Here is a 15,119-nt window from a genome sequence, read left to right as displayed (position 1 = left end):
TCGTTTAATACTCCGCGGGCAAACGGTGAATACTGACCAGTTTGCCCCGATTCATATTGATATAATTTCCCTTACGCAACGCGGCCAGCACCTCCGCAACAACCGAACGCGAAATACCTGTACTTTGCTGAATATGATGCATCACGCCTATTTTTGAGCGCAGCGTTTCATCCCACTCTGCCATCACCAGCAACACTGACCTGATCTGGCTGTAGGAGTTATTTCCCACCAGGTTCATGTCCCGCTTTTCCATCATTAGGTTAATCCATGACAGCCAGCCAAATGCATCCCGCCAAAGATGAAATTGCTGGAGACAATGATGCGTGGTGATTGCTGGCAGATAAAAGCCTGTGCAGGGCGATTGTGCAACCAACGTATATTCCTGACGGTTTTTTACCATGCCAGCCGTCAGGCCGAAAATGAAAGGCGCCTTCACGATTCCAACAAGTAAATCGTCAGTTTTTCGATGGACTGCCACGACACCCGTCTGTAAAAACCAGGTGTGATGATCGTCGTCATAAAAGCCATCACCAAGAATTTGCTGAGGAGAAACGCTGAAAGGAGTGCTTTCGGCTTTCAGACACTGTTCAAGCCGCTTAAATTCGGAAAGGGGTTTCGCGTGGGGATTCATGCAGACCTCAAGGCATCCATACTTATCGGTTCTGTTTCATTATTATCGAGTTATAAAAAAAGCGGGGATGAACCTCCCCCGCTTATTGGCATTACCAGGCGTATTTCACACCCAGATTTGCGCCCCAGTTTTGGTCAACATCGCCGCCACCCAGGTAGTTTGCACCGGTATAGGTGCTAAAGTTTTTCGTGAAGCTAAACTGTGTGCCCAGACCCACACGTACGGCGGAACCTTTCACCCCGTTGTCTATGTTGTCCCCGTTAACATCCGCATCGTTACCCGCATCGTCATAGACATATGCCAGAGTGAAGTACGGTGTTAATGCCTGCTCGCTACCGTAATTAAAGGTGTAGCCCGCATCAAGACCCGCTTCATAACGCATACTGTCGTAAGACTGGCCGTCTACTTGCATATTGTTACTTAACTGATAGTCATCGCCTGACTGGAACAGACCCGACACTGCCGCATACGGCGTAATGTAGCCTGACGCGTTGGGTTTCCAGTCGTAGCCGAGCTTCAGACCAAAGCCCCAGGCATCCGTGGTGGTGTTGCCGTCCACGTACTGGTCGTTGCTCATCGTGGCAGTAAGATCGTTGTTAAAGCGAGAGTAGCTCAGGGAGCTATCAATAAAGATATTGTTAGCAAAATGTGCAGAGGAATAGATCATCGCCGTCTGGCTATCCTGATCAACCTGACCAGACCCCTGGCTCATATCGCCTTTTGCAAAGCCTGCCGCACCCCCGACAATCCATTTAGCATTATTGCCATCAATCTGCGTATCCAGACCGACCATAATACCGCTGACGTCCTGATCGTAGCTGAGAGTGCCGTTATCACCGTTGAAACTGCCACCGAAGTAGCTCACCCACGCACCACCGTTATCCGCCAAACCGTGACGACTGTTGGTCAGACGCGAGCCCACTGTGTCCTGCTGCAGATTCCAGATATTGGTGTTTGCGGAGGGGATGCTCAACGCCATATTTGCGTAGTCGGTCAGCGCTTCCTGATGAAGAACAACGGTATCGCCCTTCTGCTGCGCCTTGTACGTATATGCGCCTAAATCGGCTGTATTTGCCGCCGTAAAGCTCGCCTGAGTATCCGTGTTGTTGTCATACACACGGATGATTTCGGCATTCTTGTAATCAGCGACAGAACCCGCACCTGTCGCATTATCGATACGCACTTTATAGTTGCCCGCGACGTCACCGTTCACCGCCAAATGACCATCAGAGTTGAGCGCCACAACACCATAGTCGTAATCCGCTTTGCTCGTATCGTTGGTAACATAACGCGCATTGTTCAGATCGGAATTCAACACCTCATCGCGACTGGCGATGTTCAACACGCCGCCGTCGGTCAACACCATGCTGTGCGTGTCAACCTGGCCCAGACCCAGTGCCAGTTCCGCACCGTTATCCACGGTGATGGTATTGGCATAGAGCTGCGCCGTTTCTTCCGTCAGCGTGGTCAGGCTATAGCTGTCCAGATAAAGGCTATCCGTGGCAACGGCTCCACTGTCACCAATATTCAGCGACGAGCCGTTGGTCATTGTGATGCTGTCCGCGAGAAGACCCGAATTTTCCACGTTGACCTGCGAGTGATTATTCACCGTCAGCTTATCAATGTTAGAGGTTTTACGCGTGTCCCACTCGGAACCGTTATCCAGCGTCACGTTGAACAAGCCGCTCTGATACACCTCTTCGCCAGAGACGTGACCGTCGCTGTTGAACGTGGAATCCGGCCAGATGCTGTTAGGTGAAAGCGTGGTCCAGTCAGCGTCGCTGTAGCCCAGGCCATACATCTGCGCGGGGCTGATAGCCTCAACGCTCGACTGCGCTGCGCCCACCCATTTGCTGCCGTTAGTCAAGGTGACATCCAGTTTATCGGTGTCGTCCCAACCGTTGGTCGTCGGGTTATAGATACCATCGTCGGTGGTGTCAGTCGCCGGATCGCCGTTCTCAAAGAAGTTGTTATCAAACGTGCTCGAGAAAAGAATATCCCCCGTCACGGTAGAGTGATCGAACGTTGCCGTCGTCTGCATCGCGTTATCTACGTCGCTCGACGCCACAATTAATGCCGCGTCATCCGCAGCCGTGGCATTGGTTTCGCCGTAATCACTTGGCTTCGCGCTTTGACCGTAAAAACCGCTCGTCCCCAAATCGCTGTAAGCACCAGAGGTTAACACTGAATCTTTGACTACCAGCGTATCGGTAAAGATGTTACTGCTATTTGCGACGCCCTCAGTGCCATCATAAGGCGTATTATCCAGCTCCTGATAACCCTGCGTTAACGTAATACCGGCAACGTGCGAGTTATTTTGAATAACAATATCGGACTCGACATCAAGAGTAATCGCATTACCGAGCACGTAAGTATCCTGATAATGCGTTTCGGTATTATCGCCATCAATAACGTCATAAGCATAATGCTCATAGGCATCATTAATCGTCGTATTATCGACAGTCAGGCTAAAACGATCATATTGCGTATGCGTTGTACCGTCTGGGTTAACGCCATTATCGCAAGAGGTGGTCATGCATTTAGAGGTAATCATTCCATTGATTGTGCTATTCGAAATGCTCAGCGCATTCGCACGGCCATTAATTCCATCGTCAAGATAGTAGCTGGAAATAACGCCATTCACCGTGGAATTATTGATAACGGGATAGATATCACTGTCATGTGTAGCATCAGAGCTATCCCAGTCAGCGTACCCATCATACCAGGGGGTAGTCACGGTATTGTCATACCCGAAAGTATCGTAAGTGCTGTTAGAGATATCTTTAGCATTAGCCTGAGAAGCGATAGCCAATGTGCAGGCTAATGCAATTTGAGATACCGCGAGTTTCTTTTTCCATGTTTGCATTGAGTCATCCCTCCTCAGGGACGTAAGCAGTTTTTCCGTCAAAACATAAATGCGACATAATATATTGCGAAGGGAATTATGCAGTCTGAATTGAAAAAGGTTCAATGAATGATTCAATTAAGTCCGTATCCAGACAATAATCATAAAAAATAAAAACAAGGGAGGAGTAAAACGAGAAAACGCTATAAACACAATAAATTACATCAGAACTATATTATTTCAGAAAATATCAGCAGACCATATATACCTAGAAAATACAACCACGGATTTTGAGAAATAATATGAATAGATGTCCGTAACCTTGGACCGATGTAAAATCACGCGCGATAATGCCTTTGCACGTTTTAACGACATTCCAGGGTACAGGGCTCCCCCCTTCTTGCCTTCATAAGAACCACTTTCGTAAAACAGCCTGCAGGGATTTCGAGTACACTATCCCGCATTGTTCTCCAGACATCAGGCATATCATGACCGATTTAATTGCACGTCCCCGTCGCCTACGCCAATCCCCTGCGTTGCGCGCTATGTTTGAAGAGACAACACTGAGCTTAAACGATCTGGTGTTGCCGATTTTCGTCGAAGAAGAGATCGATGACTACAAAGCCATCGACGCTATGCCAGGCGTAATGCGCATCCCCGAAAAGCATCTGGCGCGTGAGATCGAACGCATTGCCAACGCAGGCATCCGCTCGGTGATGACGTTTGGCATCTCTCACCACACCGACGCCACCGGCAGCGATGCGATGAAAGAAAAGGGTCTGGTCGCGCGCATGTCACGCATCTGCAAAGAGACCGTTCCGGAAATGATCGTCATGTCCGATACCTGCTTCTGCGAGTACACCTCGCACGGTCACTGCGGCGTATTGTGCGATCACGGCGTCGATAACGATGCAACGCTGCTGAACCTGGGCAAACAGGCCGTCGTGGCTGCGGCTGCCGGGGCTGATTTTATCGCACCATCCGCAGCGATGGATGGTCAGGTTCAGGCAATTCGTCAGGCGCTGGACGCTGCGGGTTTCACCGACACCGCCATCATGTCCTACTCCACCAAATTCGCCTCCTCCTTCTACGGCCCGTTCCGTGAAGCCGCGGGCACGTCGCTGAAGGGCGATCGTAAAACCTATCAGATGAACCCGCTTAACCGCCGCGAGGCAATCCGCGAATCCCTGCTCGACGAAGCGCAAGGTGCAGATTGCCTGATGGTCAAACCGGCAGGTGCGTATCTGGACATTCTGCGTGACATCCGCGAGCGCACCACTTTGCCGCTGGGCGCATACCAGGTGAGCGGTGAGTACGCGATGATCAAATTCGCCGCACTGGCAGGGGCAATTGACGAAGAGAAAGTCGTTCTGGAAAGCCTTGGCGCCATTAAACGCGCGGGCGCCGATCTGATCTTCAGCTACTTCGCACTCGATCTGGCCGAGAAAAAAATCCTGCGTTAACGCTCGCTCCCCTCTTCTGAACGGAGAGGGGAATCCCCCCTCACAAAACTTCACCCAACTGCAATACAAACGACATCTCGCGCTTCTACTGTCTCGGCAAGACGGTAGGAGAAACCATCATGTTTAGTCTCGATAGCGTTCTTGATGATCTTTGGCCTCAGGCGAGGCCCGCACCCTGGCAAAAAAGTCTGTTAAAACGGTTATTCCACGAAGAAGAGTTCCAGCAGTTCGCCGCAACACACCGCCACCTGAAAGGGCTGGATATGGTGGAACAGGTTCTTGAACACCTCGATATTATCTGCACTATTCCCGCTCACGACCTCGAACAAATCCCTGAACATGGCCCGCTGGTTATTATCGCTAACCACCCCACCGGCACGCTGGATGGCCTGGCGCTGATGTACGCCGCATCGCGCGTTCGCCGCGATGTCAAAGTCGTGACCAATCGTCTGTTATCACACCTCGAACCGCTGAGTTCGCTGTTTATCCCGGTGGATAATATGGGCGGAAAAACAGCCAAATCCTCGCTGATGCACATGGAACAGCACCTGCAAAACGCGGGGGTACTGATTTTCTTCCCGGCTGGCGAAGTCTCGCGCCCCACGCGCACAGGTATTCGCGACAAAAAATGGCACTCGGGCTTTATCAAACTGGCGAACAAACTGCGCGTGCCGCTGCTGCCCATGCACATTCAGGCGCACAACAGCCTGCTGTTTTACGCCAGCACTCTGGTCTCACCTACGCTGTCGATGCTGCTGCTTATGCAGCAAATGTTCCGCCGTCAGCACAGTCGATTGCCGATCAAAATCGGGCAGCAGATTGCCTGGAGCCACTGGTTCAGCGCCACGCTTTCACCGCGTGAAATGGCCGAGCAGTGCCGCCAGCATGTGATGCGTCTTGGCAAGGGACTGCCGGGAACCTTCAAAACGCAGTGCGCGATTGCACGACCGGAAGACCGTGCAACGCTGAAACGCGAACTGGCGCTGGCTGAATGTCTCGGCACCACCAGCGACGGCAAATCGATTTATCTGTGGCAACGCAACGGGCAGGAAGACGCCCCGATTTTGCGCGAGCTGGGACGGTTGCGCGAAATTGCCTTCCGCGCCGTGGACGAAGGCAGCGGAAAGCGTCGGGACACCGACAGCTATGACGACGATTATCTGCATCTGATTCTGTGGGACGACGACGATCTGGAAATCGTCGGTGCGTATCGTTTTATGCCCACGGCAAAACAGGTCGAAAACCAAGGGCTGGGCGGGTTATACAGTTTCAGCTTGTTCCAGTATGACGACAAAATGGAAGACATACTGGAACACGGCATCGAGCTTGGCCGCAGCTTTATCCAGCCGCGCTACTGGGGCCGCCGTGGCCTGGATTATTTGTGGTCAGGGATTGGCGCCTATCTGGCGCGCTATCCGCAGTATCGCTACCTGTTCGGCCCGGTTTCGATTTCAGGCGGACTCCCCCCCGCCGCACGCGATCTGCTGGTGGCGTTTTACCGTCTGTGGTTTCCGGCGAACCATCCGTTAGCCGTGTCGCGCCAGCCGTATCCGGCGTCCTTGCCCGACGTGCTGGCCCAGTTTGAGGGTAAAGCGTATGTCGATGATCTGACAAAGCTGAAATCCCTGCTCGGCAATCTGGGCTGCGGCATTCCACCGCTCTACAAACAGTATTCCGAGCTGTGCGAACCGGGCGGCGTGCAGTTTATCGATTTCGGCAGCGATCCGGCGTTCAACAACTGCGTGGATGGGTTGGTGCTGGTGGATTTGTGTTATCTCAAGGCGAATCGCTATCAGCGGTATATTGGGGTGCACTCTGAGGGGCATCAGGCGACGCAGTGTCAGGATTCTCTCCCTCTCCACTAGGGAGAGGCTTGGGTGAGGGGGGGCTCTGCTTTTCTCCCTCTCCATTGGGGAGAGGGCTGGGGTGAAGGGGAACAGGCGGATCTGCTTTTCTACCTTTCCATTGGGGAGAGGCTTGGGTGAGGGGGAACAGGCGGCTCTGCTTTTCTCCCTCTCCATTGGGGAGAGGCTTGGATGAAGGGTAACAGGCGGCTCTGCTTTTCTCCCTCTCCATTGGGGAGAGGGCTGGGTGAGGGGGAACAGGCGGCTCGATGGTTCGTTCCGTTCATCTTACACACTCAGTCCATCTGCATACCTGAACCAGCATTCGTCATATCTAATGTTTTGTTTATCAGCACAGAATTTGCCCATTAGAATTTCGGGACTGAAGCGCGGCCCTTGGTCCGGCTGTAAATCGCTGAGTCGTTTTCTGAAGCAGGGGTGACGCGCATGGATGCGCGGCGAGGGCGCATTTACAGGGACGTTACCTGCGCCCGTCCCCGAAAAGCCGTAAGAAAAAGACGAAGGAATCGCAAAGCGACGATTTTCTTGCCGGGAGCCCGGGTCGCCAGGGCAGTGGCGATTGAGCCGCCCTGGCACGTTCACACGTTCCGTAGCCAAAGAAAGACGGGGAACATGAAGTGAACGGAACAACCTACAGATTCGCATATCCCCTTCATCCCGCCCGATAAAACGGCTTATCACCCAAAATCGTGGCGCGCTCCATAATCCTGCGCTGCGGCAGATAATCGGCGTTGGCATAGTGCTGCGTCACGCGGTTATCCCAGATCGCCAGATCGTGTTGTTGCCAGCGCCAGCGTACCTGGAACTCTGGTTTGGTTATGTGCGCAAACAGGAACGATAAGAGCGTTTCACTCTCTTTCTCGTTCACATCCACAATGCGCGTTGTGAATCCTTCGTTCACAAACAGCGCCTGCTTACCCGTCACGGGATGCGTGCGGATCACCGGATGCAGCACCGGTGGATGTTTCGCTACCGCGTCCAGCCAGCGCTGATGCTCTTCTTCCGTTTTACGGTATTTGTATTCCTGAAACGATTTCCTGAAATCGTGCTCCGCACTCAGGCCACTCAGTAACTGCTTAAACGGTTCTGAAAGTGCCTGATATGCCGCAATTCCACTGGTCCATAAGGTATCGCCCCCGGTTTCTGGCAGCTGTTTTGCCGCCAGAATTGCCCCTGCGGGCGGCGTCTCGATAAACGTCACGTCGGTGTGCCAGTTGTCATTATCCGGTGGATTATCGTTGTGGGTATCCAGCACGATAATTTCTTCCACCCCTTCCGCATGCGGATACACCGGGTGAATGTGCAGATCGCCAAAACGTAACGCCAGCGCGCGCTGCTGCTGGGCCGTCACCGCCTGCTCACGCAGAAACACCACCTGATGGCGCAATACCGCGTGATACAGCTGCTCGAACTGGTTATCGCTCAGCGGGCGAGCCACGTCGAGACCCGAAATTTGCGCACCAATATTCGGTCCCAGCGGGGTAATGGTCAGACGTTCACTCATTGTATTTCTCCATGCCAGGGCGTCAGACGGCGCTGTAGCGCGCGCAGCCCCAGTTCTAAACCAAAGGCAATCACGGCGATCACCATGATCCCAGCCAGCACCACGTCGGTTGCCAAAAACTCGCCCGCCGACTGCACCATAAATCCAAGCCCGCGCGTCGCAGCGATAAGCTCCGCCGCTACAAGGGTCGACCAACCCACGCCCAAACCAATGCGCAAACCGGTTAATATTTCCGGCAACGCGCCGGGTAAAATCACGAACCACAGCACCTGAGCGCGACTTGCCCCCAGCGACTGCGCCGCGCGCAAACGCACCTGTTGCGCGCTTTTTACCCCCGCGACCGCCGACATCGCGACAGGGGCAAAAATCGCCAGATAGATCAGCAGGATCTTTGACGTTTCGCCGATGCCAAACCAAATCACCATCAGCGGCAAATAGGCCAGCGGCGGCACCGGACGATACAGCTCAATCAGCGGGTCGAGAATGCCGCGCACCGTTGGGCTTAACCCCATCGCGATCCCCACCGGGATCCCTAAAACCACCGCCGCCAACAGCGCCACCAGAATACGACCCAGACTCGCCGCCAGATGCTGCCAGAGCGTCGCATCCATAAAGCCCTGCGGACCGGCGATGGTGATAAGTTTCGCCAGCACCTGTCCCGGCGGTGGCAAGAATAGCGGGCTCACCCACTGCTTCGCGGCCACTGCCCACCAAATCGCTAACAGCACCAGCAATGTGACGGTGCTTAAGGTGATTTGACGGGAAAACGGCCAACGAAAGGTGAGGCGTTTTCGCGCGCGTTTTTCGCTAAACACGATGCTCATGAGAAGGCCTCCCGCTGCTCAAACACGCGGCTCAGCACATATTCGCGCTGGGCAATAAACTGGGGATCGGACTTGATGCTGCGCACCGGTTCTCCCGCGACATAGCGACGCGCGTAGTCGAGCGGCAAACGTTCCAGTACGCGCCCCGGCCCCGGCGATAACAGCACCAGCTCGGTCGCCATAAACACCGCTTCTTCAATATCATGGGTAATCAGCAACACCTGCTTGCCGGTGTCGTGCCACAGACGCAGCAGCAGGGTTTGCATCTGCTCGCGAGTGAAGGCATCCAGCGCGCCAAAAGGTTCGTCCAGCAGCAACAGCTGTGGATTGGCCGCCAGCGCCCGAGCAATCCCCACGCGCTGACGCTGACCGCCGGAAAGCTGCCAGATAAAACGTTTTTCTGCCCCTTCAAGCCCTACCTTTTTTAGCATCTGACGCGCCCGTTCCAGTCGTTGTGTCCGTTCCGTTCCCGCCAGTTGCAGACCAAACGCCACGTTCTCCTGCACGTTGCGCCAGGGCAGCAGCCCTTCGTTCTGAAAGACCACTCCACGATCCGCCCCTGGGCCTTCCACCTTTTTACCCTCAAGCTGGATCGAACCGTGCTGATAAGGTACAAACCCGGCGATCAGATTCAGCAGCGTGGTTTTGCCGCAGCCGGACGGCCCCAGCACCACCAGCAGTTCACCGCTCTCCAGCGTCAGATTGATCTCTTCCAGCGCGGGTTTCCCGCCGTAGCTGGCGGACAGGTTTGTAATATTCAGCATCTCGCCCCCTTATTTCACAAAGCGATCGGTCACGAACTGGCTGTAATCCGCCGCCACCGCAGGCACTTTGCCCTGCTCTTTCAGGAATCCGGCGGTGTCGATAATCGCTTTATTCACCGGGCCAGAAAGCTGCTGCACCTGCTGCGCTGGCGTCATATAGGTATTGCCCTTGACCAGACCCGGCACGTCAGATTCAGGTACACCGCTCAGGCGCGAGAGTTTTTCCAGATTGGCCGGTTGTTTCAGCCATTCATCAGGATTGGCAATGTAGGGCTGTTGCGCGTCGATGGCGCTTTTCGCAAAGGCTTTCACCACCTCAGGATGCTGCGCAGCAAAATCTTTACGCACCACCCAAACATCAAGCGTTGGTGCGCCCCACTCCCCCACTTTTGCGGAATCCGTCAGCACCGTGCCGTCTTTTTCCAGCGCGTTCACTGCCGGTGCCCAGACATAAGCCCCGTCAATATCACCGCGCTGCCAGGCAGCAATAATCGCGGGCGGTTGCAGGTTAAGGATCTCCACCTGACCCGGCTTGATACCCCAATGCTTGAGCGCCGCCAGCAGGCTGTAGTGGGTGGTTGAGATAAACGGCACGGCGATACGCTTGCCGATCAGATCTTCAGGTTTGGTGATCCCTTTCTTCACCACCAGCGCTTCGGAATTCCCGAGCTGCGAGGCCAGAAGAAATACTTCAATGGGCACCTGCTGGCTCGCCGCAACCGCCAGCGGGCTGGAGCCGAGATTACCGATCTGCACGTCGCCGGACGCTAAAGCCCGCACGATGGCTGCGCCGCTGTCGAACTTTCGCCAGTCCACTTTCGCGCCGCTCTCTTTCGCAAACGTACCATCCGCCTGTGCGACTTTTGCCGGTTCCGCGGAAGTTTGATACGCGACGGTCACATCGACTGCCTGCGCCTGAAATGCCCACAGCGCCAGAGCGCCGAGTAGTGTGATACGCGATGCAATTGCCATGGTGTCTGCTCCCCTCTTTTGTTATGGGTGCAGTATTTCCGGCGTGAGAATTTTGATAAAGGAATAAAAAAGCATCGTTAATGCCGAAAGGTTTTTAGAAAAAAAGCGGCAAAGGATAGTGAATTTTGTGGAATCTGGATGCGTCTTCGTTTGAGCTAACGCAGCCCGAAGCATTTAGCATCGGCACAGTCTGCTCCTTCTCCCCTGGGGGAGAAGGTTGGGATGAGGGGAAAGATAGCTCTGGCGGTCATTCCGTTCACCTTAGGTTTCTTGCTTCACTGTGACACGTTGACCTGTGAACGTGCCAGGGTGGCTCATCGCCACCACCCTGGCAACCCGGGCTACCGGCAAGAAAATCGCCGCTACGCGGTGCCCTCAGCTTATTCCTGCAGGCTATCGGGTCGGGCGTGATCCTGCATCCATGCAGGTCACACCCTCTCGGCGCTTCCATGCGCCTCGCCCCGGCCTTGCGGAAACGCTTCGGCGATTTACAGCCGGACCAAAGGTCATCGCTGAATTATCGTCAGTGTCATCAACACTTTTCCTGCGACCATAAGAATGGAATAGCAAAACCAGCACGGGACACTCTATATATTGCAATTCTGTTACATCCGTTACATAACCGTACGCACACGATTGCCAGCCCGGCGGCGGCAGGCATCATAGAGAAACTATTCAGCAAAGGTATGAATGATGATCAAAGTGGTGCTGGTGGACGACCACGTGGTGGTCCGATCTGGATTCGCTCAGCTGTTAAATCTGGAAGAGGATCTGATCGTCGAAGGCCAATACGGTAGCGCTGCCGAAGCGTGGCCTGCCTTGTCACGTAACGATATCGACGTCGCGGTGATGGATGTCGCCATGCCCGACGAAAATGGCCTCAGTCTGCTAAAACGCCTGCGACAGCAGCGCCCCGGCTTTCGCGCAATCATTCTCAGTATTTATGATACGCCTGCGTTTGTGCAGAGCGCACTCGACGCTGGCGCCAGCGGGTATCTCACCAAGCGCTGCGGGCCGGAAGAGCTGGTGCAGGCCGTACGCTCCGTCGGTATGGGCGGACATTATCTCTGCGCCGATGCGGTCAAAGCCCTGCGCGGCGGCCAGCCCGCCGCCAAAGTGCTCGATGTACTAACCCCACGCGAGCGCGAAGTATTCGACCTGCTGGTGAAAGGCGAAAGCGTCAAAGCCATCGCCTATACGCTCGAACTGAGCCACAAAACGGTGCATGTGCATCGCGCCAACGTGCTGGGAAAATTGCAGTGCAGCAGCACCATCGAACTGGTGCATTTCGCGCTCGACAATCAGCTGCTGACGGGCCACTGATGCGGCGATCCGTGCGGCACATTATCCTCTCACTGTTCATTATGCTGGCCTGGGGCACCGGCTGGCTGATGCTGTGGACGCTCAGCTTTTATCTGACGCACAACGGCCAACAGGCCGCGTTATTCCTGCCGCAGGGCGTCTATCTGGCGCTGCTGATTTTGCTGTCGCGCCGCTTCTGGCCGGCATTGATTCTCTCCACTCTCGTTGCCATCGGGTGGCTGCACAGCGAACAGCTCCTGACCCGCTACGAGATGCTCGTGGTACCGCTGATTGGGACTGTCGCCGCCTGGCTGACGCAACGCTACTGGCACCGTTTTCCGCTCTACTGGCAGCGTCTTTCCCTGCTGATTGCGGCGGTGACGTTCAACGCGCTGCTGCAAACGTTACTGCTGTCACCGTTTCTGGAAAGCCCTAACACGCTTCTGCTGCTGGCCTCCTTCACCGGCGGGGTGTTGCTCACGCCGTTTGTCTATCTGGTGTTTGAGTTTTTGCGCCAGCAGCATCGCTCCCATTTACTCGGGCTGGACACCAGTAATCCGCCGCTACGCACCTCGCTTATCATCTGGTGCAGCCTGTTTTTTATCATCGGTATCGGCACGCAAATGGTGCTCTCCCCCGCCCTTGAGCGCCTGCTGCTGATCGTCGTTTTTCTGCCAAACGTCGTGATGGCGTGGAAGTTTGGCTGGCAGGGCGGCGTATTGTCTGGACTGCTGGGCAGCATGATGATCACCATTGCGCGTCAGGTTGGCGTCGGTTTTACCGATCTGATGGAGCTGGAGATTTTCCTCGCCACCCAGTCGTTGCTCGGGATTGGTCTGGGGATCGCCATCAGTCGTCAGCAGCAGTTGGCACGAAATCTCGATCACTATCGCCGCCGACTGGAGGCCGAACTTCAGGCGCGGCGGGCGCTCACCGAAAAGCTGATCCACACCGAAGAAGATACCCGCAAGCACCTGGCCCGCGAGCTGCACGATGAAATCGGCCAGAACATTACGGCCATTCAAATTCAGTCTCAGCTGGTCAAGCGCGCCGCCGATACCCCGCTGGCGGTTGAAGCCGCCGGGCAGATCAACGAACTGGCGCGGCGGATTCATCACTCGACCCGTCAGCTGCTGCGCCAGTTACGCCCGCCCGTTCTCGACGAACTGTCGCTCAAAGAGGCGCTGCATCATCTGGTCAACGAATTTGCCTTTGCCGAACGCGGGATTACCTGTCGGTTTGACTATCAACTGCCCTCGCCACCGGAAAATGAAACCCTGGTGTTCACCCTGTATCGCTTGCTACAGGAATTGCTGAATAACGTCAGTAAACACGCCGATGCCAGCGAAGTGACCATCGTCCTTCGCCAGCAGGAAAACCGGCTGCATCTGGAGGTCGCGGACAACGGCGGGGGTATCAGTCCGGAAAATGTTCCCGGCTTTGGTATTCAGGGAATGCGCGAGCGCGTCCACGCCCTCGGCGGCGAATTCACGTTGAACGCCCACGCTGGCACGCGCGTAATTGTTAACCTGCCCACAATTTTGCAACAAACACTTCACTAACCAGGAAAAAGTCTTAGTCACTCCAGACTTTCTCTCATCCCTTTTTCATCACGCTTTCATACAGTCATCTCAAACGGAGAACGCCATGCACGCACTGTCTGCTGAAGAGATCACGCAACGCTATCGGGCGATACGCCCACGATTGCTGTTGTGCATGGCCATCGGTTACGCCGCGTTTTACCTGACGCGCAAGAGCGTGAATTACGTGTTACCCGCGCTGCAAATGGATTTGGGGCTGAGTAAAAGCGATATCGGGCTGATCGGTTCGCTGTTTTATCTGAGCTACGGGCTGTCTAAATTTGCCGCCGGTCTGTGGCACGACAGCCACGGGCAGCGGGCGTTTATGGGCATCGGCCTGCTGGCAACGGGCGTGCTGAACGTGCTGTTTACGTTAAGCGATTCGTTCCCGCTGCTGCTGTTTATCTGGACGCTGAACGGCTTCTTTCAGGGATGGGGCTGGCCGCCGTGCGCCAGATTGCTCACCCACTGGTATTCGCGCAACGAGCGCGGTTTCTGGTGGGGCTGCTGGAATACCTCCATCAATATTGGTGGTGCGATTATTCCATTGATATGTGCCTTTGCCGCCCATCTTTGGGGCTGGCAGGCAGCGATGCTGACACCGGGGATCATCAGCATTGTGCTCGGCATTTGGCTGACCACACAGCTGCGGGGAACACCGCAGGAAGAGGGTCTGCCGACGGTAGGGGAGTGGCGCAACGATCCGCTGGAGTTGCGCCAGGAACAGCAAAGCCCGCCGATGGGGCTGTGGCAGATGTTACGCACGACGATGCTGCAAAATCCGATGATCTGGCTGCTCGGCGCGTCGTATGTCCTGGTGTATCTGATCCGTATTGCGCTGAACGACTGGGGCAATATCTGGCTGTCAGAAAGCCACGGCGTAAATCTGTTGAGCGCCAACGCCACGGTGATGCTGTTTGAAGTGGGCGGTTTACTGGGCGCGCTGTTCGCCGGATGGGGTTCGGACCTGCTGTTTAGCGGCCAGCGTGCGCCGATGATTTTGCTGTTCACGCTGGGGCTGATGGTTTCCGTCGCCGCGCTGTGGCTGGCACCGGTTCACCACTATGCCCTGCTGGCGATGTGCTTTTTTACCGTAGGATTTTTTGTGTTTGGCCCGCAGATGCTGATCGGCCTTGCCGCCGTTGAATGCGGGCACAAACAGGCGGCAGGCTCGATTACCGGTTTTCTCGGCGTCTTTGCCTATCTGGGGGCGGCGCTGGCGGGATGGCCGCTGTCGCTGGTTATCGAACATTACGGCTGGTCGGGGATGTTCAGTTTGCTCTCGATTGCCGCCGTACTGATGGGTTTATTGCTGATGCCGCTGCTGATGTCGGGCATCACCGCTTCTCGCAGTCACATAACGTCATAA

General features: G+C 55.1%; 11 protein-coding genes. 5 read left to right on the top strand and 6 right to left on the bottom strand.

What is annotated here, in order from left to right; translation table 11 throughout:
• Positions 1-4: 4 nt before the first annotated feature.
• Together AC0LWE_RS14510 and AC0LWE_RS14505 are read right to left on the bottom strand one after the other, a co-directional pair.
• The gene (locus tag AC0LWE_RS14510) at positions 5-631 is read right to left on the bottom strand and encodes a helix-turn-helix domain-containing protein (protein WP_174342448.1); all 627 of its coding nucleotides are present in this window, start codon (positions 629-631) and stop codon (positions 5-7) included.
• Positions 632-722: 91 nt separating this feature from the next.
• Positions 723-3,497 carry an autotransporter outer membrane beta-barrel domain-containing protein gene (locus AC0LWE_RS14505; protein ID WP_219346968.1) on the bottom strand — a complete coding sequence of 925 codons (2,775 nt, stop codon included), beginning with the start codon at positions 3,495-3,497 and terminating at the stop codon, positions 723-725.
• A 467-nt stretch (positions 3,498-3,964) separates the two neighbouring features.
• Between AC0LWE_RS14505 and hemB the strand changes: the two genes are divergently transcribed.
• Positions 3,965-4,939 (top strand): porphobilinogen synthase, encoded by a 975-nt coding sequence (hemB, locus tag AC0LWE_RS14500; protein WP_059177845.1) that lies wholly within the window; start codon positions 3,965-3,967, stop codon positions 4,937-4,939.
• A 119-nt stretch (positions 4,940-5,058) separates the two neighbouring features.
• Positions 5,059-6,804: a bifunctional ornithine lipid synthase OlsF gene (gene olsF / locus AC0LWE_RS14495; RefSeq protein ID WP_219346969.1), complete on the top strand. Its 1,746-nt coding sequence runs from the start codon at positions 5,059-5,061 to the stop codon at positions 6,802-6,804.
• Between the two features lie 652 nt (positions 6,805-7,456).
• On the opposite strand, the gene tauD is transcribed toward olsF, so the two are convergent.
• Genes tauD through tauA form a run of 4 tightly spaced genes read right to left on the bottom strand, consistent with a single transcriptional unit; the run spans position 7,457 to position 10,868 of the window.
• Positions 7,457-8,308, bottom strand: a complete 852-nt coding sequence (gene tauD / locus AC0LWE_RS14490; protein ID WP_202694305.1) for a taurine dioxygenase — start codon at positions 8,306-8,308, stop codon at positions 7,457-7,459.
• Positions 8,305-9,132 (bottom strand): taurine ABC transporter permease TauC, encoded by an 828-nt coding sequence (gene tauC, locus AC0LWE_RS14485; protein WP_219346970.1) that lies wholly within the window; start codon positions 9,130-9,132, stop codon positions 8,305-8,307. The genes tauD and tauC overlap by 4 nt, the downstream gene beginning before the upstream one ends.
• Entirely contained in the window at positions 9,129-9,896 is a 768-nt protein-coding gene (tauB, locus tag AC0LWE_RS14480) for a taurine ABC transporter ATP-binding subunit (protein ID WP_219346971.1), read from the bottom strand. Before tauB ends, tauC begins: the two co-directional genes overlap by 4 nt.
• Before the next feature lie 9 nt (positions 9,897-9,905).
• Positions 9,906-10,868: a taurine ABC transporter substrate-binding protein gene (tauA, locus tag AC0LWE_RS14475; RefSeq protein WP_219346972.1), complete on the bottom strand. Its 963-nt coding sequence runs from the start codon at positions 10,866-10,868 to the stop codon at positions 9,906-9,908.
• Positions 10,869-11,561: 693 nt separating this feature from the next.
• Between tauA and AC0LWE_RS14470 the strand changes: the two genes are divergently transcribed.
• From AC0LWE_RS14470 to uhpC, 3 genes are read left to right on the top strand one after another with little or no spacing between them, the layout of a single operon-like run.
• Positions 11,562-12,191, top strand: a complete 630-nt coding sequence (locus tag AC0LWE_RS14470) for a response regulator transcription factor (RefSeq protein ID WP_059177843.1) — start codon at positions 11,562-11,564, stop codon at positions 12,189-12,191.
• Positions 12,191-13,732, top strand: a complete 1,542-nt coding sequence (locus tag AC0LWE_RS14465) for an MASE1 domain-containing sensor histidine kinase (protein WP_219346973.1) — start codon at positions 12,191-12,193, stop codon at positions 13,730-13,732. Before AC0LWE_RS14470 ends, AC0LWE_RS14465 begins: the two co-directional genes overlap by 1 nt.
• 58 nt (positions 13,733-13,790) lie before the next feature.
• Entirely contained in the window at positions 13,791-15,119 is a 1,329-nt protein-coding gene (gene uhpC, locus AC0LWE_RS14460) for an MFS transporter family glucose-6-phosphate receptor UhpC (RefSeq protein ID WP_279062060.1), read from the top strand.

The organism is Lelliottia sp. RD5 (assembly GCF_056032945.1).
Note: the sequence above shows the minus strand (reverse complement) of the source record. Positions and strands in the feature narration are given on the sequence as shown.

Bases quoted from the DNA above. Each gene is read 5' to 3' on its own strand.
- AC0LWE_RS14510 (WP_174342448.1), bottom strand. From the start codon at position 631: ATGAATCCCCACGCGAAACCCCTTTCCGAATTTAAGCGGCTTGAACAG.
- AC0LWE_RS14505 (WP_219346968.1), bottom strand. From the start codon at position 3,497: ATGCAAACATGGAAAAAGAAACTCGCGGTATCTCAAATTGCATTAGCC.
- hemB (WP_059177845.1), top strand. From the start codon at position 3,965: ATGACCGATTTAATTGCACGTCCCCGTCGCCTACGCCAATCCCCTGCG.
- olsF (WP_219346969.1), top strand. From the start codon at position 5,059: ATGTTTAGTCTCGATAGCGTTCTTGATGATCTTTGGCCTCAGGCGAGG.
- tauD (WP_202694305.1), bottom strand. From the start codon at position 8,308: ATGAGTGAACGTCTGACCATTACCCCGCTGGGACCGAATATTGGTGCG.
- tauC (WP_219346970.1), bottom strand. From the start codon at position 9,132: ATGAGCATCGTGTTTAGCGAAAAACGCGCGCGAAAACGCCTCACCTTT.
- tauB (WP_219346971.1), bottom strand. From the start codon at position 9,896: ATGCTGAATATTACAAACCTGTCCGCCAGCTACGGCGGGAAACCCGCG.
- tauA (WP_219346972.1), bottom strand. From the start codon at position 10,868: ATGGCAATTGCATCGCGTATCACACTACTCGGCGCTCTGGCGCTGTGG.
- AC0LWE_RS14470 (WP_059177843.1), top strand. From the start codon at position 11,562: ATGATCAAAGTGGTGCTGGTGGACGACCACGTGGTGGTCCGATCTGGA.
- AC0LWE_RS14465 (WP_219346973.1), top strand. From the start codon at position 12,191: ATGCGGCGATCCGTGCGGCACATTATCCTCTCACTGTTCATTATGCTG.